General features: G+C 55.9%; 18 protein-coding genes. 11 read left to right on the top strand and 7 right to left on the bottom strand.

What is annotated here, in order from left to right:
* Positions 1–5 precede the first annotated feature (5 nt).
* Genes B2310_RS03430 through B2310_RS03405 form a run of 5 tightly spaced genes read left to right on the top strand, consistent with a single transcriptional unit; the run spans position 6 to position 5,027 of the window.
* Positions 6–830 carry a LicD family protein gene (locus tag B2310_RS03430; RefSeq protein ID WP_290728689.1) on the top strand — a complete coding sequence of 275 codons (825 nt, stop codon included), beginning with the start codon at positions 6–8 and terminating at the stop codon, positions 828–830.
* A complete protein-coding gene (locus tag B2310_RS03420) occupies positions 827–2,173 on the top strand; it encodes a Gfo/Idh/MocA family oxidoreductase (protein WP_349678231.1) in 1,347 nt (448 codons plus the stop codon). Before B2310_RS03430 ends, B2310_RS03420 begins: the two co-directional genes overlap by 4 nt.
* A 3-nt stretch (positions 2,174–2,176) precedes the next feature.
* Positions 2,177–3,250: a pyridoxal-phosphate-dependent aminotransferase family protein gene (locus B2310_RS03415; RefSeq protein ID WP_290728687.1), complete on the top strand. Its 1,074-nt coding sequence runs from the start codon at positions 2,177–2,179 to the stop codon at positions 3,248–3,250.
* On the top strand, positions 3,250–4,242 hold the full coding sequence (locus B2310_RS03410) for a stealth family protein (RefSeq protein WP_290728685.1): 993 nt from the start codon (positions 3,250–3,252) through the stop codon (positions 4,240–4,242). Before B2310_RS03415 ends, B2310_RS03410 begins: the two co-directional genes overlap by 1 nt.
* A 2-nt stretch (positions 4,243–4,244) precedes the next feature.
* Positions 4,245–5,027 carry a LicD family protein gene (locus B2310_RS03405; RefSeq protein WP_290724828.1) on the top strand — a complete coding sequence of 261 codons (783 nt, stop codon included), beginning with the start codon at positions 4,245–4,247 and terminating at the stop codon, positions 5,025–5,027.
* A gap of 1 nt (position 5,028) precedes the next feature.
* Here the strand turns inward: B2310_RS03405 and B2310_RS03400 are convergent, their stop codons facing one another.
* A complete protein-coding gene (locus B2310_RS03400; RefSeq protein ID WP_290728683.1) occupies positions 5,029–6,333 on the bottom strand; it encodes a hypothetical protein in 1,305 nt (434 codons plus the stop codon).
* A gap of 50 nt (positions 6,334–6,383) precedes the next feature.
* On the opposite strand from B2310_RS03400, the gene B2310_RS03395 reads away from it, so the two are divergent.
* Positions 6,384–7,223 carry an endonuclease/exonuclease/phosphatase family protein gene (locus B2310_RS03395; RefSeq protein ID WP_290728681.1) on the top strand — a complete coding sequence of 280 codons (840 nt, stop codon included), beginning with the start codon at positions 6,384–6,386 and terminating at the stop codon, positions 7,221–7,223.
* A gap of 29 nt (positions 7,224–7,252) precedes the next feature.
* Here the strand turns inward: B2310_RS03395 and B2310_RS03390 are convergent, their stop codons facing one another.
* The gene (locus tag B2310_RS03390; RefSeq protein WP_290728679.1) at positions 7,253–8,155 is read right to left on the bottom strand and encodes a glycosyltransferase family 2 protein; all 903 of its coding nucleotides are present in this window, start codon (positions 8,153–8,155) and stop codon (positions 7,253–7,255) included.
* Positions 8,156–8,237: 82 nt separating this feature from the next.
* Here B2310_RS03390 and B2310_RS03385 point away from each other — a divergent pair, with 82 nt between their 5' ends.
* The gene (locus B2310_RS03385) at positions 8,238–10,136 is read left to right on the top strand and encodes an LTA synthase family protein (protein WP_290728678.1); all 1,899 of its coding nucleotides are present in this window, start codon (positions 8,238–8,240) and stop codon (positions 10,134–10,136) included.
* Between the two features lie 55 nt (positions 10,137–10,191).
* On the opposite strand, the gene B2310_RS03380 is transcribed toward B2310_RS03385, so the two are convergent.
* The gene (locus B2310_RS03380) at positions 10,192–11,739 is read right to left on the bottom strand and encodes a lipopolysaccharide biosynthesis protein (protein WP_290728676.1); all 1,548 of its coding nucleotides are present in this window, start codon (positions 11,737–11,739) and stop codon (positions 10,192–10,194) included.
* A 100-nt stretch (positions 11,740–11,839) separates the two neighbouring features.
* On the opposite strand from B2310_RS03380, the gene B2310_RS03375 reads away from it, so the two are divergent.
* Positions 11,840–12,919, top strand: a complete 1,080-nt coding sequence (locus B2310_RS03375; RefSeq protein ID WP_290728674.1) for an NAD-dependent epimerase/dehydratase family protein — start codon at positions 11,840–11,842, stop codon at positions 12,917–12,919.
* Positions 12,920–12,931: 12 nt separating this feature from the next.
* The gene (locus tag B2310_RS03370) at positions 12,932–13,846 is read left to right on the top strand and encodes an ATP-grasp fold amidoligase family protein (protein WP_290728672.1); all 915 of its coding nucleotides are present in this window, start codon (positions 12,932–12,934) and stop codon (positions 13,844–13,846) included.
* 3 nt (positions 13,847–13,849) lie between these two features.
* On the opposite strand, the gene B2310_RS03365 is transcribed toward B2310_RS03370, so the two are convergent.
* The 4 genes from B2310_RS03365 to B2310_RS03350 are packed head-to-tail and all read right to left on the bottom strand — an operon-like array spanning position 13,850 to position 18,724.
* Positions 13,850–14,596, bottom strand: a complete 747-nt coding sequence (locus B2310_RS03365) for a glycosyltransferase domain-containing protein (protein WP_290728670.1) — start codon at positions 14,594–14,596, stop codon at positions 13,850–13,852.
* Positions 14,589–15,899: a CDP-glycerol glycerophosphotransferase family protein gene (locus B2310_RS03360; RefSeq protein WP_290728668.1), complete on the bottom strand. Its 1,311-nt coding sequence runs from the start codon at positions 15,897–15,899 to the stop codon at positions 14,589–14,591. The genes B2310_RS03365 and B2310_RS03360 overlap by 8 nt, the downstream gene beginning before the upstream one ends.
* Complete coding sequence (locus B2310_RS03355; protein ID WP_173366360.1) at positions 15,900–16,625, bottom strand: IspD/TarI family cytidylyltransferase; 726 nt, start codon at positions 16,623–16,625, stop codon at positions 15,900–15,902.
* Positions 16,626–16,627: 2 nt separating this feature from the next.
* Positions 16,628–18,724 carry a polysaccharide biosynthesis tyrosine autokinase gene (locus tag B2310_RS03350; RefSeq protein ID WP_290728665.1) on the bottom strand — a complete coding sequence of 699 codons (2,097 nt, stop codon included), beginning with the start codon at positions 18,722–18,724 and terminating at the stop codon, positions 16,628–16,630.
* A 65-nt stretch (positions 18,725–18,789) separates the two neighbouring features.
* Here B2310_RS03350 and sppA point away from each other — a divergent pair, with 65 nt between their 5' ends.
* Both sppA and B2310_RS03340 read left to right on the top strand, forming a co-directional pair.
* Positions 18,790–21,102: a signal peptide peptidase SppA gene (gene sppA, locus B2310_RS03345; protein WP_290728663.1), complete on the top strand. Its 2,313-nt coding sequence runs from the start codon at positions 18,790–18,792 to the stop codon at positions 21,100–21,102.
* 15 nt (positions 21,103–21,117) lie between these two features.
* Positions 21,118–22,176: a hemolysin family protein gene (locus tag B2310_RS03340; protein WP_290728661.1), complete on the top strand. Its 1,059-nt coding sequence runs from the start codon at positions 21,118–21,120 to the stop codon at positions 22,174–22,176.
* The last annotated feature ends 4 nt before the right edge of the window (positions 22,177–22,180 follow it).

The raw sequence follows: 22,180 nt of genomic DNA, 5'->3' as shown, positions 1-22,180 counted from the left end.
GCCCGATGAAAAAAGAAACCAGCAACATAGATGTCGAAAAACTCAGGCCGATCAAGTCCGTGAAGGAACTTCAGGGAGTCTTGCTGGGTATAGCCAAGGTCTTCCACCAGATTTGCGTAGAAGAGAATATCCCCTACTACATGGTGGGCGGAACGATGCTCGGATCCATCCGTCACGGCGGCTTTATCCCCTGGGATGACGATATGGATTTCGCCGTGTCCAGGAAGGATTTCGAACGCCTGCTGAAGATTCTGCCCGAGCGGCTGCCCGCGCCCTACAGGATGCTCACCCGCAAGGATACCGCGTCCGTCACCGGCTTCCTGAAAATTTCCGACGAGCGAACCCTGCATGTGTATCGCTGGACGGACGGACAGGAACGCGATTACGGTGTCGATATCGACATCTTCCAGCTCGACCCTGCGACGAGCAAGACGCGCGGGCGCATCAAGGATTTTATCTTGAAGATGCGCGGCTACAGGGTGCTGAGCGCGAGGAATCGCTCGCTTTCGAAGAAGATTCTTGCCTATTTAATCAAGACGGTGTTCTTCTTTGTCAGCAGGGACATGATTTACAATTTCATCGAGCGCCACCTGGTAGAAAAGAAGGGCGACCTCATCGCGAATACATACGGCGGGACCGCGAAGGCCGAAACGATGCCCAGGGAATACATGGGCGAACCCAGACTCTACAAGTTCGAAGATACTCAGTTTTATGGAGTGGCCATGCCCGAGGAATACCTCACGTCGCTTTACGGGGACTGGAAAACGCTGCCGCCCGAAGACAAACGGCATGACCACATTGTTTCCATGTACTGGCGGGACGAAGAATGAAGAAGGTCATCACATACGGCACATTCGATTTGCTGCACCAGGGGCATATCAACCTGTTGCGTAGGGCGAAGGAACTCGGTGACTACCTGATTGTCGGGGTTACCAACGACAATTTCGACCGCGAACGCGGAAAGCTGAATGTCCGCAACAACGTGCTCGAACGCGTCGAAGCCGTGCGTGCTACGGGCTTTGCCGACCTGGTGATTATCGAGGACTATGTCGGGCAGAAAATTGACGATATCCAGAAATACGATGTCGATATCTTCGCGATAGGTTCCGATTGGGAAGGCAAGTTCGATTACCTCAATGAATTCTGCGATGTCGTGTACCTGCCCCGCACGGAAGGCATTTCCTCGACGCAGCTGCGCGACCAGGACCAGGAAACGGTGCCTGTCGGCATTGTTGGCTGCGGCCGTGTTGCCCAGCGCTTCCCGCAGGAAGCCGACGTGGTGAATGGCGTGCGCGTCGTTGCCGCATACGATGCCGATATCGAAGTCGCGAGGGAATTCTGCAAGAACCACTTGGCCGATGGCGCTTGCTGCAAGTCTTACGACGAATTGCTTTCCAGGGTTTCCGCCGTATATATCGCGACTCCGCACCTTTCGCACTATGAATGCATCAAGAAGGCGCTGGAAGCGGGGAAACACGTACTCTGCGAGACCCCGATGGTCCTGAAGAAGGACGAGGCGAAGGAACTCTACAAGTACGCCGAGGAACATAGCCTCGTGCTGATGGAAGCGAACAAGACGGCGCACTGCCCGGCGTTCAACCACCTGATGGTAATGATCAAATCCGGGCTGATTGGCGACGTGGTGGATATCGAGGCCTCGCTTTCGCAGTTGCTCGACAAGAGCGGTCGCGAATTTGACAGCAAGCAGGCGGGCGGTTCCCTGTACGAGGAAGGCAGCTACCCGCTGCTCCCCATTTTCAAGCTGATGGGAATCGATTACGAGGAACTGCGCCTGTTTTCCCGCATCGAGAACGGGATTGACGTCTATACGCACGGAATTTTTAGGTACCCGAAGGCGGTGTGCTCCTTCAAGGTCGGGCTTGGCGTCAAAACCGAAGGCAACCTGGTGATTTCGGGAACGAAGGGCTACGCCTATGTGCCGGCTCCCTGGTGGAAGACGGACTATTTCGAGCTCCGCTACGAAGACCAGAACGATAACAAGAAGTTCTTCTACAAGTGGGATGGCTTCGGGCTCCGCTACGAAATTCAGGAATTTGTCAGCTGTATCGTGAACAGGCGTTTCTCTTCGGCTCGCCTGCGTCGCAGGGAAAGTATCGCCATGGCGGAAGTCATGGAGCAGTTTTCCGACAGGAAAAACTTTACGGAGATTTGACGGATGCTCAATTTTACAGTAGGTCCGGTGCAGTCGAGCGAAACCGTAAGGGAGATTGGCTCCCATCAGGTTCCCTATTTCAGGACGGCCGAGTTTTCCGATGTCATGTTCGAGAACGAAGCCTTGGTCAAAAAATTCGCGAAGGCTCCGGAAGGCTCCCGGGTCGTATTCATCACGGGTTCGGGTTCGGCCTCGATGGAAGCGTCCATCATGAATACGCTTGCCTCTGCGGACAAGGTGCTCGTTGTTAATGGCGGAAGCTTCGGCCACCGCTTCGTGGAATTGCTCCAGCTGCACCAGGTGCCGTTCGAGGAGATTGCGCTGGAGGCCGGGACTCCGCTTGCCGCGAATCATCTGGCACCGTTCGAGAACAAGGGCTTCACGGCGTTCGTCGTCAACATGCACGAGACGTCGACGGGCATCCTGTACGACATGGACATGATAAGTGCGTTCTGCAAGAGGAACGGTTTGTTTCTGATTGTGGACTGCATCAGCTCTTTCTTGACCGATCCGTTCGATATGGGGGCATTGGGCGCCGATATTATGATTACGGGTTCGCAGAAGGCGCTTGCCTGCCCGCCGGGAATCTCCGTCATGGTGCTTTCGCCGCGGGCGCTTGAACGCGTGTCGAAGACAAAGTGCGTCTGCCAGTATCTCGACTTGCAGATTGCGCTCAGGAACGCGGAACGCGGTCAGACCCCGTGGACGCCCGCTGTCGGGACACTGTTGCAGATAAACGCGCGACTTAAGGAAATCGATGCCGCAGGCGGTGTCGAAACTGAAATTGCCCGTACGGTGCATCTTGCTCGGTACTTCAGGGACCGAATCAAGGCGTTCCCGTTCAAGGAATTTTCTTGTTCCCCCTCCAACGCGGTGACGGCGCTCTGTCCGACGACGGTTTCGGCGAACGACCTGTTCCTGAAACTGAAGGACGAGTATGGAATCTGGATTTGCCCCAACGGCGGCGACCTGAAGGAAAAGGTTTTCCGCGTCGGCCATATCGGGTGCCTGACGGAGAAGGATTACGATTGCCTGCTCGCCGCCTTTGCCGACCTACAGAAGAAGGGATTCATCTGATGGATTTTGTCCTGATTTGGGTTGACGGCGGTGACGAGGAGTGGCTGAAGGAAAAGGCCAAGTATTCCGGCACGCCTGTCGACAATGCCGCGGCGCGCTTTAGGGACTGGGGCCTGCTCAAGTACTGGTTCCGGGGCGTGGAACAGTTTGCCCCTTGGGTGGACAAGGTCCATTTCGTGACGTGCGGACACACGCCCGCGTGGCTAAACCTGGATCACCCCAAGATCAACTTTGTCAGGCATTCGGAGTATATTCCGGCGAAATACCTGCCGACATTCAATTCGCACACGATTGAGCTCAACCTGCACAGGATAAAGGATCTTTCGGAAGAGTTCGTCTATTTCAACGACGACATGTTCCTTGTCGCTCCGGCGAAGCCGACGGATTTTTTCAGAAACGGCCTGCCTTGCGATGAAGCCTCCATGCAGTTCCTGCTGCCCAAGCGTTACAATATTTCCAAGTCCATCGACGGTCACAACATGGGTGTGCTGAACAGGAATTTTTCGAAGAAGAAGTCTGTTCGCAAGCATCCGTTCAAGTTCTTTCATCCCGCTTACGGCCTGAAGAACAATCTCTATACCCTCTACACGATGGCGTCGCCCGTTTTCTCGGGTTTCAAGCGGACGCATACGGCGCAGTCGTTTTTGAAGAGCACATTCGTGGATCTCTGGGAAAAGGAACCCGAGGTTCTCGATGCGACATGTGCCTGCAAGTTCAGGTCGTTCTTCAACGTGAACCAGTACCTGTTCAGGTACTGGCAGATCGCCCAGGGACGTTTTGCACCTGTGAACATGCATTCGGTGCGGCAGCGCTTCGACCTGGATGTCGACGATGCGGGCGATATCGCGAAGGCGATTTGCGAAAGGAAGTACAAGGCGATTTGCATTAACGAGGACGAAAACGAGAACCTGGACGTGTTCGAGAACATCCAGAAAAAACTTGTCGCCGCGTTCGAGCAGATCCTGCCCCAGAAGTCAACATTCGAGAAGTAACTATGCGTGAATTATCGGGTGATGAAATTAGGCAGAAGCAGATAGAAATCCTGGATGCTTTTGTCGATACCTGCGAAAAGAACGGCCTGCAGTATTACCTCTGCGGAGGCACGCTGCTCGGTGCAATTCGTCACAAGGGCTTTATCCCGTGGGACGACGACATCGACGTGTTCATGCCCCGCCCGGACTTCGAGAAAATCCAGAACCTGACGATGGATGCTCCGTTTGAAATCCATTTCTACAAGAACGGGAAGTCGCACAAGCCGTTCTTGAAGGTCGTGAACGCGAACACGGAGGCGTGCGAGAAGAACAACCGTTCCCGCACGGCGCTCTGGATTGATGTATTTGCGATTGACAGCCTGTTCGAGAACAATTTCCTCAACAGGTTGCATTACAAGGTGACACTCTTTTTGCGCAAGGGCGTGTATTTCGGTTTCCGCCCGCGCACTGGGTTGTTCGGAAAGATTGCGCTCCCGATTCTCAAGGTGCTGCACATCTCTCCCGAGCGCGTGAACGATTTCGCGTCGGCATGCATCGACCGCATCAGCAAGATACGGCGCTACGAGAAGGGACGCTATCTCGGCGGCATCAACTGGGGCTACGGCCCGCACGAGCGTATGGAACGCGCCGACCTGGAATCTGCCGTGAAGGTGGAGTTCGAGGGCAAGATGTATAACGCGCCCGTCGCCTACGACAAGTATTTGCACAATTTGTATGGCGACTACATGAAGTTGCCTCCCGAAGAGAAACGCCGTACGCACGGGTTGCTCGTGTGGGAAAAGTAGTCTAGTTTTCGTCGGAGGCGCTTTCGCCTTCTGCCATGTTCTCCAGTTCCGGCACAGTTTTGCCGTCGTCACCTTGCGCCGGGGCTTTCGGTTCGTCCGGGTCCTCTTTCTGGCTAAGGTAGAGAATTCCCATGAAGAACGAGCTGATGATGGAGAAGTTCGATACCATCGAATCGCTGATGAAGAAACTCACGATGTTGAAGATGAGCCAGCAGCTGACGACCATTCGGAGCTTCGTGTTGCCGGTAAACTTCTGCGAGATGGCAAAGAACAGGAGTATCATGAAGAGCAGGTAGCAGATGGTGCCTGCAAAACCTGTCTGGCCTATAATCGAAGAAAAGCCGGAGTCGCCATAGACGGAATCGCGCTCGTCGGCCCAGAGAAAATAATAGTAGTAGTCGCTGAAGACGGGCGAGTTATAGCGGTAGGCGTTCCAGGTTCCGATGGTGCACCATCCGGCTCCCAGGGGGTTGTATTTGAGCGCGAGCATTGTTGCCACCACGTAGAACGTGGCGCGGATGGAGTCGTCGTCGGTGTAGTAGAGAATCTTCTGGTAGGAAATCGCGCCGGCAATGATCCCGATGAGGAATAGCAACGGGATGAACAGCTTTATGTTGAAGGTGTTGCTCCGGTAAACGATCGCAAAGGCGATGAACAGCAGCAGGAACATGTAGCCGCGGTCTCTGGCCGAAAGCAGGCAGAGCGCGCAGAGGATGAACGTGTAGAGATTGCGTTCCTTGTAGAGAAGCAGAAACGAGAAGGCGACGACGGTGATGAGGTAGGTGCCGTGGTAGTAAATGAATTCGTAGGGCGGAAAGAGACGGTGCGCTGCGTCGTGCGAGGTCATCCCGAGCCCGAAAGCCTGTTCGAGGAACCAGAATAGCAGAGTTGCGACGGTCAGCCCCTTGACGAAGAATATCGTCGGCTCGAGCCATTCCTTCAGCCGCTCCTTCGGCGTGTCCTGGAAATAGCAGATGGTACCGTAGAACCCCAGAATGAACGAACTGTAGTTCACGACGTCCATGATTTGCGGGTAGAGTTTCATGTGCTCGTCGGAGAAAACGGAACTCAGGGATCCGCAGGCGATAAATAGCCCGAAAGCCACGAACATGAGTTTTTCTGTCAGAGAGAAGTTGATAAGTCGCTTGCCGTGGATGGCGCGCAGGAAAATGCCGAAGAGAATGACGATGAGAATGATTTTAGGCGGGATATTGACCACTTCGCCTCCAAAACCCAAGGCGTCCTGGAGGTAGCGGACCTTGCCGAAGACAAGGACAAGCATCAGACCTAGAAATACGAATCTCATTTCTGTCTAAAAGATAAAAAAAAGAGGTCTGAAAAAACTAATATTGCCGTATGAAGTCGTTGAAAGCGCTTGCCTTGCTAGCTGTTCTGTTTTTGGTGACGGTATCCCGTGCGGAACCGTTCCTTGTCGCGACATGGAACATCCGCTGCGTCGATGTCAAGGATTCGCTTCGGGGTGATGCCTGGAGCAAGCGTGCCCCCGAAATCGCGAAGGTCGTGCGGTTCAGGAATTTCGACGTGGTGGGCATGCAGGAGGTGGATTCCACGCAGAGGACCATGCTCGAGAACCTGCTGCCGGAATATGAATGGGTGCTCGACCGCAGTACGGAAGGCAACCCTATCGCGTTTCGCAAGGACCGCCTTGAGCTTCTCGACAACGGGGTGTTCTGGTATTCGCGTTCGATGGTTCCCGGCGTGAAGGATTGGGACTCGAAACACCCGCGCTATTGCAACTGGGCCCGCCTGGTCGATAAGGAGACCCGCAAGGAACTGTTCGTGTTCAATACGCACTGGGACAACAAGGGCGATACGGCGAGGATGGAGAGTGCCCGCATGGCAAGAAACCTTGTCCCGCGCATTGCGGGCGACGCACCGACAATCTTTATGGGGGATTTGAACATCAAGCCGGGAAGGAAACCTATCCAGATTCTGAAGGAGGATTCGCTTTTCCGCGAAGCGCTGGAAACATCTCCTGTAGTATCTATTCCCGAGGGCTCCTTCACGAAGTTCCGTACGGATAGGCACAGCGAGGAAACGCTCGACCACATGTTCTGTCGCGGCGGGGTCGATATCCTGCGTTACGGAATCTTGCGCGAGACGTATTTCGACGGCGAGAATTACCGGTTCCCGTCGGACCATCATCCGGTCATGATTGAAATAGAAGTGCGCTAAGAATGGAATCGGGTTGGCGCAGGGCCCGGTTACCACTCGATATAGAACTTGGTATGCGTCGTGTAGATGGAACCGTAGTTCAGGAATCGGAAGACGAGGTTCTTGAACTTCCCGAATTTTGACTTGCGGTTTTTGTAGTAGACGCTCAGGTGGTCCAGCTGCTGCAACTGCGAACGGTTGAGTTTGCCCTGTAGCCTTGTCTTGACGGATTCGGCGATGCAGAGCCTGTCCGGACGGACGGGGTTGCGCTTGAAGTGGATGAACCCGAGATAGGTCGGCCAGTGCGTGCGGCGCGATGCGTTCATGTCGTGGCGGCGGTGCTGCGTAATGACCTGCGGCGTGAAGGCGAAACCCTTGCTATAGCAGGCGATGACGGTGAGCCACGTGTCGTGATAGTCGATTCCTTCGGGGAGCGGGAGCGCAACATCCAGCAGCGATTTCCGGATGAGCATCGATGCGCCCTGGAAGCATCCGTTGTTGTAGAAGATGCGGAGCGGAATCTTGCGGTAGTCCTTCGGGCAATGGTAGAGAAAATCTACTTCGCTGAGCTTTGCCCCGAGAAGCTTGCCTTCGCCGTCAATGAGTTCCGCATCTCCGCAGGCGATGTCGCGGTCGCCGATTGTTTCCGCGAGAGTTTTTAGGTGGTCTTCTTTCCAGATGTCGTCCTGGTCGGAGAGCGCGACGAATTCGCCTTCGCAGAGGCGCATGGCCTTCTCGAAGTTCGCCTTGAACCCGAGATTCTTCTCGTTCCTGAAACATCGAATGGACGGAAATTTGGACTGGTATTCCTGAAGGATGTCCCACGTGCCGTCGGTGGAACAGTCGTCGCATACTACGATTTCAAAATCCTGAACGTTCTGGTTCAGGATGGAGTCGAGCTGCTGTCGAATGTAGCGCTCGCCGTTGTATGTTGCCATCGCGACGGATATCATGCGGAATTCCTGTTTGTAGGTACAATGTATAAATTATTGTGCAGCCGCAGTTCCTGCTTTGGAAAAAACTATCTTTGCTGTGGTGAAGAATTTTCTTTTTAGCAAGCCTGTCCTGTTTATCCTGATTGCCTTCGGGATAAGGTTCCTGCAAATTCTGCAACTGTATTTTACCGAGACGCCGTCGGGCGGAAGCTTTATCGAACGTCCCGTGAACGGGATTATATGTGCGACCATCGTGAACATCGCCGCGTTCGCATTTCTGGGAGCGCTATTCTCCCTGGCTACGCTTCTGAAGGGAAAGGCCGCAAGATGGGTGTGCGTGCTGGTGGCCGCGCTCACCTGGTTCCATCTGGTCATATGCGCCATCGACGACCAGATCATGCGCTGGATGGGGCAGCACCTGACCATGTCCTTCCTTTCCACGTATTCGGTCTTCCGCCTGGATCCGACGATGGCGTCGAACGTTGCGCTCGACGGGCTCCCGAACTTCCTGCTGTCCGTGTTCCTGGTGCTGCTTGCGGGTGCATTGTTTTTCGTGATGCTTGCAAAGTTGCGCCAGCGTCCGCTTTCCCTGTGGGTGACCTGCGTGCTTGCGGGCGTCCTTGTGGTAATTGCCGTCGCGAGCGGGAATGCGCACCACTACTACAAGCCCTGCCGCATCCGCTGGCAGACTATCGAGCCCACGTACCTGACAATCCTGGACGAGTACATCTACCAGCGCGAACACAGCGTCCGCCCGCAGCGCCTTGAGCAGGGAATCTCGATGCTGGGCGGGAACCCAGAATCGGAATACCCTTTCTACCATCCAGTTGAAAATGAGGATTCCCTGATGGAAGAATTCAGGAACCGTCCGCTCGACCAGAAGAAGGATGTGATTCTCCTTTCCCTGGAAAGCTTCCGCGGCTGGGTGGGAGACTTCCGCATTGGCCAGAACTGCGAACGCATGCCGAACCTTTGCGCCCTTGGCAAGGCTGGCACGACGTTCCCCTATACCTACAGCGTAGGCTACCCTTCGACCGAAGGTATGCTTGGCCTGCAGCTTGGAATTTGGAGCCATCCGAGCAAGGTGTTCCTGAGCAGCCTCATGAATACGCGAACCCGCTCCCTGCCCGATATCTTAGGCGAGGCGGGCTACTACCGTGTCGTCCTTACCGCCGCCGAGCCCAGCTTCGACAACTTTACGCCCTGGTTTAGCAAGTGGTTCGATTTTGCCGAATACGACCCGAAAAGGTCTGCGGATATTCCGCTTGCAGAGAGGTTCAGGGAAGTCTATGCGGGTCGCCCCAAGGATAAGCCTCTCTACTTCGAGTGGATAAACTTCGTGACGCACACTCCCTTCACGGTGCCGAAATCCTATGCGGAGCCGGCTGCGACATCCGACCAACGCTACGCCCAGGCCGTCGCCTACCTAGACAGTGCCATCGGGATTGTGCTGGATGCAGTGCGGAATGGCCCGCGCGCGAACGAGACAATCATTGTCGTTACGGGCGACCACTCCATCGCCAATGCGAAGGCCCAGAAAAAGCAGGATGAACTCGGGGAGGCGAACAGCACCTACACGTGGACCACGTTCATCTGGGCGGGCGCCGGGATCCCTGCCGACAGCCTGGTTTTGGAACCGCGTTCGCACGTAGACTATGCGCCCACCATATTGTCACAGCTGGGGCTGCGGGCGACAAACCACTTCGTCGGGGAGAACCTCTTTGGCGAATCGCACCGGAGGGTGTTCTCGTTCCGGCATTCCGACGCCGTGATGCGCGGGGATTCCGTGGCGGTATTTGCCCGCGCGGGGAACGCTTCTTTCTCGCATGCGCGCAGGCAGAGCCGTGCCGTCGATTGGGATACGACCGAGACGGTGGGCGGTTTTGTCGCTGAAGAAAAATGCCCTCTCGATGTGAAGGTCTCTGCGGACAGCCTCCTGGATGCGGCGGATGCCTGGATGTGGGTTCTCGACCAGAATTTGCTGATGCCCGAAGAATAGCCGCAGTCCTGATTCCGGCGCTTTTCTGCGAGGCGGAATCCCGCACTTTCCTGTACTAGTTCCTGTGCGTAATCTTCGCGATTAGCTTGCCTGCAATCTTGCGAGTTTCCTTGCGCGAATCCCCGTCGAGGATAATCAGGTAGCCGAACGCGCCGCCCACCACGCAGCAGGCAAGCCCGCTTACGCAGAGCATTGCCCAGCTCGGGTCCGTGATGAACTGCTTGATGTAGAACAGCGGAGCGAGCGTGACGGCGAACGCGATGAGGCTGCGTATGGTGCAGGCGTAGAGCAGGCGTGCCTTGAGCCCCACGCAGTGTGCTCCGTAGAGCGGCAGGAACGTGAGTGCCTTGATGGCGTTGAATACGGCGCTTGTGCAGGCGATAATCATCAGGTGTGTCGTCTCGCCTTCCGTAACGTTCAGACCGATGACCACGACTACGAAGGTGAGCGAAAAGAGCCCGAGCCCGAACAGCGAATTTGCCCTAATCCTGTTTACAATGGGGTAGATGTTGTAGATAGGCTGCAGGGGCATCGCAATCGGTAGGTCGACACAGGCGCCAACTGTCAAGATATAGAGCAGGTGCGCGTCCTGCGTGGGCATCCATAGCTGGTAGAAGTGATCGCTGAACACGAAAATGAACGCCGTGGGGATGATGCTGATGATGCCGAAAAAGCGGAGTGAGGAGATAATGCCGCTGTGCAGTTCCTTCGTGTTGCCTTCGGCATAGAGCTTGGTCCAGGGCGGTGCAAAGATGGAGTTGATGCGTTCGTAGAACGTGAGCGTGAGCTCCGGGATGCGGCGCGTGATGGAGAGGATCCCCATGGGGCCTGCACCGATAAAGAGGTTCGCGAGAAGCAGGTTGAAACCGGTGCCGAGAATCGTGTTGAATTTCGATACAATGTTCCAGACGCCTGCCGAAAGCAGTTCCTTGATGGACTTTGCGTCGAAGTACTTGAACGAAATCCGGAGCTCCGGAGTGAGCTTCCGCTTGAACATGATGTTTGTGCCGATGGTATAGACTGTGCTGATGACGGTTGCTAGGCCGATGAACCATACCGCAGGGTCGAAGAAGTAGAAGAGCGCGATGAGCAACAGGGCCTTCAGGGCGTGGGCGACAATCGACCTGGTAGAAGAGAGATCGAGGCGGTTACGGATGAAGGTGCTTACGCTATAGACGTTGAAGATCAGGCTGATGAAGAAGTTCAGGAAAATGCAACCGAAGAGCAGCTTGACATCCCCGATAAGTTCTTCCGGAATCTTGACGATGTATTCGAGCTTGTAGAGGACGCCTATGGCGATGCAGTTGATGAACAGGACGAGGATGATGTTCGAGAAGAAAACCGAACTGAAGTACTTGCGCGCGTCCTCGATCTGGTTCTTATGTACGCTTATGGTGATAAAGCGCCCCGCCATCGAGTTGAGCGCGATCGTGATAATCTGCGCGTAGCTCACGAAGTTGCTCGCGAGGCCCACAAAACCGTATGCGGCGGCACCCAGGCGGGCGACAATGTAGGGGGTCAGGAAAAACGTGATGCCGATGCTCACCAGGAAGGCAAACACTTGCGCAAAGCCGTTGATGGCAAATCGTTTCTTCGAACCCATTGCATATAATAATAGAATTTTCCGTGTCCGCAGGGCACTTGTAAACGGGGGATAAATGCTATATTGTCCTTTTGAAATAAAGCAGGTGGGCCGATAGCTTATGACAGGAATTGAATCTTCTCGGGACAGTTTCTTGCAGGGAGATGTAGAACGCATCGCGAATTCTGCGTGCATCCCGTGGGACAAACTTGGCGGATGCTCCGTCTTCGTGACGGGCGCTACCGGCCTCATCGGCTCCCTGGTCGTAAAGGCTCTTGCCTGCCGCAACAGGCTGTTCAATCAGGATATCAGGATCAAGGCTCTCGCCCGCAACAGGGAAAAGGCCGAACGCATATTCGGGAGCCTTCTTGGCAGGCCCGGATTCGAGATTGTCGAAGGCGATGTGACCGCGCCCATTGAAGGCGCCGGCGATGTCGACTATGTCATCCATACGGCGAGCGCGACAAGCTCGAAGTATTTCGTGACGAACCCCGTGGAAACCATCGCGACGGCAATCGACGGCACGCGCAACGTGTTGGAACTTGCACGCCGCAGCAAGGTGAAGGGATTCCTCTACCTCTCTTCGCTCGAAGTCTATGGCGTCCCGGCCGAAGGCCACGTGAAGATGCAAGAATCCGAGGCTGGCTACATCGACTCGATGAAGGTCCGCAGTTGCTACTCCGAAGGCAAGCGCATGGTAGAATGCCTCTGCGCCTCTTACGCCTCGGAATACGGCGTGCCTATAAAGGTCGTGCGCCTTTCGCAGACATTCGGTGCGGGGGTTGCGTATGCGGACGGGCGCGTGTTCGCACAGTTTGCCCGCAGTGCCATCGAAGGAACCGATATCGTCCTCAAGACGAAGGGCGAGACGCTCCGTAACTATTGCTACACGGCGGACGCGGTGACGGCGCTCCTACTCGTGCTCGTGAAGGGTACGGTCGGGGAGGCCTACAACGTCGCGAACAAGGATACCGCGATTTCCATTGCCGACATGGCGCATCTCGTGTGCGACAAGTTCTCGGGCGGCAGGAGCAAGGTCGTGTTCGACATCGCCGAAGACGCCACAAAGCTCGGCTACAATCCCGTGGTGAAAATCTGTCTCGATACCACGAAGCTCGAAGGTCTCGGCTGGAAGGCGGAATTCGGCCTGGAAGAGATGTTCCGGCGCACCATTGAAAGCATGAAACTGGAACGGGTGTAATACGGTTCGGCAATGTCCTCCCTAGTTGAAAAGATACGAAAGCGTCTTGACCGCAAGTTCCTGAAAATGGTCAAGGAAGACAGGCTCCATTGGCTGCCGGATAAGCTGTTCCTGTCCTGGATGTTCCGCATAAAGATGGGCTACAAGCTGAATTGGAAGAATCCGCGGACGCTCAACGAAAAACTGCAGTGGCTCAAGTTCTACAACAAAAATCCGCAATATACGGAAATGGTGGACAAGTACGGAGTCCGCGAATACGTCAAGAAGACCATTGGCGAGGACTACCTCATTCCGCTTCTCGGCGTATGGGATAAGTTCGACGATATCGATTTCGGTAGACTGCCGAAAGAATTTGTCTTGAAGTGTACACATGATTCTGGCGGCCTTGTCATCTGCCGCAACAAGGATGAACTCGACAAGGATGCTGCCCGAGAAAAGATTGGGAAGAGCCTCGCACGGAACTATTACTACCGTTGGCGTGAGTGGCCCTATAGGAATATTCGCCCTCGTATTATTGCAGAACAATTTATGGAAGACGACCTTCTGGGAGGGCTTCCGGATTACAAGTTTTTCTGCTTTGACGGACGCGTTGATTGCGTGATGGTCTGCGTAGATCGTCACCTGCACGATGTCAAGTTCTACTTTTTCGACCGCGACTGGAAATTCCTGAAGCCGAATATCGAAACGCAAAACTTGCCCGATGACTTCACGATTCCGAAGCCGCCCTGCATTGACGAGATGTTCGGTATCGCTGCGAAACTTTCAAAAGGTCTCCCGTTTTCGCGAATAGATTTGTATTGTGTTTCCGGGAAAGTCTATTTTGGAGAAATCACGTTTTTCCCGGATAGCGGGTACGATACGACTTTCCTGAAAGAAGCGGATTTGAAATGGGGCGACATGATTACGCTCCCGCCCAAGAGACGCTAACCCCTACTTCCCGAACCCGACCAGCTTGCGGTAGACAAATCGCCCGATACGGTTCAGACTTTTTCCCCAGATGTTCTTTTCGCGCTTGTGCTGTTCCATGTAGAGCCACGGGCAGTTGCGCGCGTTCTCGTTTTCGGGGAGCAGGTAGTCGAACGCTATTCCCGATTTCCAGAGCGTGTAGGGGTACGAAAGCTGGTCGCGGCGCGAATACGTGTTTATCATCTTCCACCACATGTCGCATTGCCTGCGTACCTTTTCGCTGTCGTGCCTGCGCAAGATGATGTTCGCCTCGAACATGCCGAAGCGCCTGGGCAGGCCTTCCTTGCGGATGAATCGCATCTCCTTCACGATGGTCGAAAACTTGTCGAGCCCGTAGGTGAATACCACATAGCCTTCGACGTAGCAGCAGTTCCTGAACGGGTGCTTCACGCCCGAAAGTTCTACGCCTGCATCGATCTTCTGCATCACGGCATTGTAGAAGTCGGCAGTCTCGATGCGGATGTTCGCGTCCATGTAGACGCTGTATTCGTAATCGGACAGCACTGTGTACGGGTGCATCTTCGGGTAGCGCGACTCGATCTGTTTCGAGGGAAATTCGCCTTCGAACTTGCGAACCTTCCAGATTCCGATGGTATCCTTCTCGATGTCGTTCGAGAAGCAGAAGTAGTCGAAGCGCTCGTCGATGACCTTGGGCTGTTCGAGCGTGTCGTATCCGCCGGTGAGAACCGTGTAGATGGCGACCTTAGCCATTGCCGCCTCCCGGAATTTCGTCATTCTGAATTTCGTTCAGGGGCGCAGAATTCCCCTTGATGAATTCGTTGATTACGGTCGCGATATCCTTTGCGGCATGCCCTGTCTCGTGCAGGCCGACCCTTTCCGTAAAGGCCTTCCATGTGGCGTTGTATTCTTCTGCGTTGAAGTTCCGCACACGTTCCAAAAGCTCATCGTTGTTCCTGCCGCAGGGGAAGGGAAGGTCCTCAAGTTCGTAATACACGCCGCGGTCCTGCCTGTAATCCTCGAAGTCGGTCGCGAACATGAAGCACGGCATTGCAAGCATCGCTGCGTCGAATATGCCGCTGGAGTAGTCCGAGAGCATCGCGTCGGTCGCCATGATGAGTTCCTGCATGTCGGGGTAGCGTGTCGCGTCGATAACCGAGCTGCCGTATATCTCGGCGACATCCTTCATGCTGTTCGCCATGACCGGATGCCAGCGGACAAGTATTTTCCATTCGCCGCCGAACCGTTCCTGGAGCGCGCCTTGCAGCTTGTCGAAATGGATGTCGAATGGCCCCCGGTCAAAACCTGCCTCGTTGAAGCTGTCGCGGAACGTGGGGGCGTACAGCAGGATTCTCGTGTCTTGCGGGATGCCGTAGAGGTCGCGGATCTTCTTTCGGAATGGCCCGCGTTCCTGGAACAGGGCGTCGTTTTTTGGGTATCCCGCCCTCCAGATTTTCCCGCGATAGTTGAATGCGCTGCGGTAGATCTTCGTGAGGTGCGTGGAGTTGGAAATGAACAGGTCGGCCAGTGCCGATGTCCTGTTGACCTCGCGAACGACTCGCTTCATCTCGCGGAACTTGGGCACGTCGAGGTCGAGTTTCTTGATGCCGAGCCCGCCGTGCCATGTCTCGATAACCAGCTGCCCCTTGCGCTTGCGGGCGTTGCCCGGGAACCGGTGCGTGTCGAGCCAGACTTTGGCCGTCGCGTATTCATAGGCGGTGCGCCAGTGAGCGAAGTGCGAAACGGCGCGCATGTATTGCGGTATGTCGTACTTGTACTTGAAATTGCGAATCCAGACAATCTTTACGCCGGGGTTAATCCGGTGCAGTTCTTCGAGCACGAACTGCGTGTTGTCGCCGTACTTTCGCCCCCAGAAAGTGGAGCCGACAATCTTGTCCTGGAGCGGGAGCAGCCTGCAGAGGTAATAGACAATGCCGGATGTCGTAAGCGAGATTCTGTCCGCTGCGTGGTGGATGGACTTGCGGAGCCCTAGCAGTCCTTTTATCAGGGGAAAGTTGGAGCTCCTGACGCTATTGCGGATAGCCTTGAGGGACATTTACTCGATTCCGTAAATCTGGGCGTCTTCCTTGACCTGGAGGATTGCGCGCATCGTGTAGAAATCGTCCGGGGTCGTAATCTTGATGTTCTCGTACGGGCCGTCGGTCATGTGGAGCTTGAATCCGTAGTGCTGCATCATGGTACACGAATCGATAAAGTCCTCTCGCCCTTCGGCGAGAGCCTTCTGATGCGCTCCGAGAATGTCGTCGAGCCAGAAACACTGCGGCGCCTTAGCTACCCTGGAATGCGCACGGTCGGGCACCAGCTTGATGGCTCCCTCGTCGTCGATTTCCACGATGGTTTCCTTCACGATTCCGCTCGTGATGGAGGTCCCGTATTTCTTCACGCATTCGATGTTCTTTGTCAGGAGTTCGCTGTTGATGAGCGGTCGCACGCCGTCGTGGATGAGCACGATGCTCTTCTCGTTTCCGGCGACTTCCTTTGCGGCGACAAGCCCGTTGTAGATGGAAAGCTGGCCGGTCTTTCCGCCCGGAACGACCTTCCTCACCTTGGTCAGGTGGTACTGTTCGACCAGCTTGCCAAAGTAGTCCATCCATTCGGCGACGCAGACCACGACCACGGCGTCGATTTCGGGATTCCGCTCGAAATGCTCGATGGTGTGGACCATGATGGGCCTGTCATGGATGCGCAGGAACTGCTTGGGCAATTCCTTGCTGTGCATCCTGGAGCCGACTCCGCCGGCGAAAATGAGCCCGATATTCATCGCTAGTATTTTCCGTACTTGTAGCCGTAACCGTCGCTATGGCCGTGTTCGTACTTGTTGATGACGAAGCTTGCGTGGGCGGTGCTGTTGCCCTTGAGCAGCTGGTTCATGCCGTCCTGGATGGCGTCGATGCTGTGCCTGTTGTACTCGATGACCATCACGATTTGCGATGCGACGCGGCAGGCGAGGGCGGCGTCGGTGACGAGCATGATAGGCGGCGTGTCGATGATGATGAGGTCGTAGTCGCTTTCCATCGACGAAATCAGGTTCGTGAAGTGGTTCGAGCCGAGGAGTTCGGAGGGGTTCGGGGGAACGTTTCCGCACTGCATGATGAAGAGGTTGTCCACTTCGGTCGGCTTCACGACATCGCTTGCCGTGGCTTCGCCCAGGAGGATCTGCGAAAGCCCGTTGCCGCGCTTGATGCCGAATTCCTTGTGCAGGCGGCCCTTGCGGAGGTCCGCGTCGATGAGGAGGACCTTCTTGCCGAGACCCGCATAGAGGGCGGCAAGGTTCACGGAGATAAAGCTCTTGCCCACGCCGGGGATAAGTCCGCTCACGCCGATGATGGGCTTGCTGCCTTCGCTCATCGAGAATTCAAGCGAACTGCGGAGGGCGCGTAGCGATTCCACGGCCACGTCGTCGGGTTCCACCACGGCGAGCGGGCGCGTGCCCTTGGTCCCGTTCGGGTTTCCTTTCGGGACCTTTGCGTAGACGCTGAACCCGGTCTCGCGTTCGATGAAGTGCGCATCGCGGACGCCGTTGCTGAGCTTGCTTTTCAGGAGGACGAGGGCCGCGCCGAATGCAAAGCCGATGACGAGGGCGATGAGCACGATAATCTTCTTGTTCGGCTTGGATGGCTTGTTTACCTGTTCCGCGAAGTCGATAATACGGACGGAACCCACTTCTCCGGCAGATACGAGTTTCAGCTGCTGGATGTTGTTGAGCATCGTCGTGTACAGGATCTTGCTCGTTTCCACTTCGTTCGTGAGCTTGAGAACTTCCTGCTGGGTGGCGGGGAGCTTCTTGGTCGCGCTGCTGTTAGCGGCAAGTTCACGCTTGAGCGTCGCTTCCTGCTCTTCGAGCGTCTTGATGGTCGGATGTTCCGGCTGGAAAAGCCTGATGGCGCTCTGCTTCTTCTGCTGGAGCGCGAGCAGGTCCTGCTGCAACTTGGTCCTGTTCTCGAGAACGAGGCGTGTTTCCGCGTTGATATCGACGGAGCCGACCTTGTTCCTGTAGGTATTGAACTTCAGGAGCGAACTGTCCATCTGTGCCTTGACTTCGGGCAACTGCTTTTCCAGGAATTCGAGCGTCTTCTGTGCTTCGGCGTTCCTCTGTTCCACGTTCTGCCGCAGGTAGGTCGTGGCGATTTCGTTCAGGATGGTGGTCGCGCGGTCAGGGTAGATATCCTGGTAGCTGAATTCCAGGATGCCGGTCTTCTTGCCTTTTTCCTTGACGGAGAAGGCTCCCTTGAATGAACCGATGGCATTCAGGCGACTTTTCTTGGTGATGGCGAACTTCTGGCCCGGCTGGACTTCCATCGAATAGACGCTGAAGGAGACGGTGTCGCCCGCGTAGGGAGTCCTGTAGGTCTGCCCGGGAGTTCCCGTCAGGACCTTCTTTCCATTGTGGTCGAGAAGGTCGAAGGTCACGCTGTCCTTTGCCACGGCGAACCAGGGCTTGCCCATTTCTTCGGCGGGGAGCTTGCTCCAGGGGACTTCGAACTGGTGCACTTCCATCCTGCCTTCACGGTGGAGCAGCCTGTCGAGCTTGTTCAGCGGTTCCGCGTCATACTGCAGGTGCATCTTCTCGACGGCTTCGCCGATAATCTGGCGGCTCATGATGAGCTCGATTTCCGTCTCTGCCGGGCTGGCTGTCGCGAAAAGGCTCCCGAGTCCGGCCATCATTCCCATGTTCTTGTTGTTTTTCGTCTCGATCTGTAAAAGGGCGTCGACCTTATAGACGGGGCGGATCCACAATGCGACGAATACACCGACAACTCCTGCGATGAATAGGCAGGGGAGGAGTATTTTCCAGTTTTTCACCATGTCCTTGAAAAATTCGACGTAGTCCGAATCTTCTTTTTTCTTTGATGACGCCATGATACAACCGTTAATTTTTAGATAGTTATAATTATGAATATAGAAAAATTGCTAAAATAAAAGCGATGAAGAAATTCCTTGCACTGTTTTTCGCCTTTGCGGCGCTTTCTTTTGCTTACATCCCCGGCGAATCGGGCTTTGTGTCGCTTGAATACGAACACGGCATCTTCGGGAACCCCGCCGGTGTTTCCTCGTTCGATTCGAGGGGAGCCCTGCTCGACTACCAATACGACAACGGGATTTCGGCATTCCGCGTCGGGGGAAACCTCGAACGGCTCGCTGTCGGATTTGATTACCGCACCGATGGAGAAGGCTTTGACGAATCGCGATGGAACGCCGCGTTTTCGTTCCCGATGTTTAGCCGCATGCTCTTTTCCGGATCGCGCGTGACCGCGCTCCGCAGCGCCGATTTCGAAGGCACGGAGTGGACTTTTACGCAGGGGTTCCTGCTCCGTCCGCTACGGTTCTTCTCGCTGGGATATTCCTGCGAGAACCTGCTCTATCTGGGGCCGCAGTCGCAGGAACGCATCCACAACCTGGGCGCGACTATCCGCCTTGGAAGTCATTTCTCCGTGAGCTACGACTGGGAAAACTGGGAAAGCCACCGCCTGCTCCTGGAACTCGGAATATACGGTTTCCGTTTCGGTTTCCGGATGCCCCTCTATGGCGATGACGAATGGAAACTGACGGTTGCCACGTCGCTTGGCGGCTACAACGATTTTGCGCTCACCTTCTTCGACGACATGCTCCCGAAACGCGGGGCGTGGGGCTACCATTCCGCAAGGAACCCGAAGGCGTCGCGCTTTGCGCAGGTCGTGCGCGTTCCCCTCAATACCGACGTGGTGGAAAAGAGCGAAGCCATACCGTTTATCGGGAGCCGCGACATCGGACTTTCCAAGGTGCGTAATTTGTTCAAACACCTGATGCTCGACCCGGCTGCTGGTCTCGTGATTCTCGACTTTTCGGGCTACCGCGGGAACCTGGGGGTCTCGAGTGAAATCTATGGTTACGTCATGAGACTCAAGGCCCGTGGCACGAAGGTGGTCGCCTATGTCGATGATATTCGTTTGTCTGTGCTCGTGGCTGCGGCGTCGGTCGACCGCATTGTTGCAGAACCTTCGGCGCACCTGACCTGGCGCGGTCTCGGCGGGAATACGCTTTTTTACAAGGGCCTCCTCGACAAGCTGGGCGTGAAGGTGGAGTTCCTCAAGCATGGTGACTACAAGTCGGCGGTGGAACCCTACGTGGCCGATTCCATGTCTGCGGAAGCCCGCGAGAACAGGACCGTACTCTACAAGGACCTTTGGGACTTCACCTCCATGCTGGTTGCGGGCCGCAAGTCGAACAATGCCCATGATGCCTACGCGACGAAGAAACCGCTCGATTCTCTCGCCTCGATTCCGGTAATCTCCGCTTCGGCGGCGAAAAAGGCCGGCCTCGTGGATACGCTCCTCTACATCGACCAGGTCCCCGCCTACGCGCTCAAGACTTTCTTCGATGTCGATGCCCCGCAGGCGCGCTACAGGGACTGGAACCCGACATCCAGGAAGATCTTTACCGAAAGCTGGTCGCGCCGCTCGAAAATCGCGCTCCTGAATATCGACGGCACCATCGATTCCCGCATGGAAGCAGAAGTCTCGGCGGCGCTCAACCGCCTGCCCGGCGTGGCCGACGCGCTTGTGCTCCGCATCTCTTCCCCGGGTGGGAGCGCACTTGCGTCCGACAAAATCTGGGCCGCCCTCGAAGCCGTGAAGGCCCGCGGGATTCCCGTGGTCGCAAGCATCGGCAGTGTCGGGGCTTCGGGCGCCTACTATATCGCTTGCGGTGCGGACGCGATTTTCGCGGAGCCGTTTTCCATTGTCGGGAGCATCGGCATCTACGGCGGGAAGATCGACGCTTCCGGGCTCATGAGCAAGCTTGGCCTGAAGGCGGAAACGGTCAAGACGCACGAGCATGCCGATGCCGAAACCTTCACGCGCTCGTGGACGGACGACGAGAGGAAGGCCCTCCAGGATTACATGGACGAGTTTTACGCAAGGTTCGTGGGCGTCGTCTCGAAGGCGACCGGGATTGCCGACGCAACTGTCGATAGCGCCTATGGTGGTGGCCGCGTGTTTGTCGGCTGGAAGGCTCACAAATACGGCCTCGTGCAGGGAATCGGAGGCATCGAAAATGCCATCGAAGAAGCCCGTAGGCTCGCAGGAATTAGCGAGCGCTCCGAAATAGAGCTTGTTTCGCTTTCGACCGGGAAATCGGACATCGTGCCGGACGTCTCCGCGAAGGCTCTCCTCGAAACGCTTTCGGACCTGGATCGTGTGCAGTTCTGGGCGGTTGATCCTGCGCTCTTGGAACAATCGCTGTTGGGAGGGGGCCTCTAGCCGCCGGACGCGAATATGCTAGCCATTGTCGTTACAGTCCTCTGTTGCCTTGCCGCCTCGGCGTTCTGTTCCGTGACGGAAGCTTCTTTCTATAGTGTGCCGCCCGCGACGGTCGAGTTCCTGCAGAAGAACAAGAAGTTTACGGCCAGGTACCTCACGCATGTTAAGGAAAACATCGACCGCTACATCGCCTCGGTGCTTATCGTGAACACTGTCGCGAATACGGTGGGAGCCTCGCTTGCGACGGCGCTCGCGGTAAAACGGCTTTCCCCGACGGGTGCCATGGCACTCCCGATTGTCCTCACGATTCTCATCCTGCTTTTTGGCGAAATCACTCCCAAGACGCTCGGCGTAAAGCAGGCGAAGACGTTCGCCCCGCTTGTCGCGGTGCCGTTCTACTACATTACGAAGATTCTCGGGTGGACGGGGCTCATCTGGCTGTGCCTTACGCTCACCAAGCACTGGACGCACGAGGACGAGGAGAAGAAGGACGTGAGCGTCGAGGACATCAACAGCCTCGTGAGTCTCGGGCTCCGCGAAGATGTCATCGACCGCCAGCAGGCATCCGTTATCAAGAATATCCTGTCGCTCAAGTCCGTGCCCGCGCGCAAGGTGATGACGCCCCGCCAGGTGGTGTTCAGCCTCCCTGCCGACAAGACCATCGGCGAGACGCTCGACGAGCGCGGCAACTGGCCTTTCTCCCGCATCCCGCTCCATGGCGAAAAGAAGGACGAGTGGATCGGGATCGTGCTCAGGCGCGATGCCTACAACCAGCTTGCCGAGGGAAACCGCGACGTGAAGCTCCGCAAGCTCATGCGTCCCTTGCAGCTCATTCCCGACAGTGTCATGCTCGACAAGCTCTTGCTCCGGTTCTTGAAGCAGCGCGGACACATGGTGGGCGTGGTGGACGAGTTCGGCGCCATCGCGGGTATCGTGAGTCTCGAGGACGTGCTCGAAGAAATCCTCGGCCGCGAAATCGTGGACGAGTACGACGAGGCGGTGAACCTCCAGGAGACGGCCCGCCGCCGCTCCAAGGCCCTCGCGTTCATCCGCAAGAACCGCCCTAAGAAATGACGTT

The sequence above is a fragment of the Fibrobacter sp. UBA3629 genome, from assembly GCF_002374005.1.
Classification (GTDB): Bacteria; Fibrobacterota; Fibrobacteria; order Fibrobacterales; family Fibrobacteraceae; genus Fibrobacter.
The sequence above is the reverse complement of the archived record's forward strand: the minus strand, read 5'-3'. Positions and strand labels throughout refer to the sequence as shown.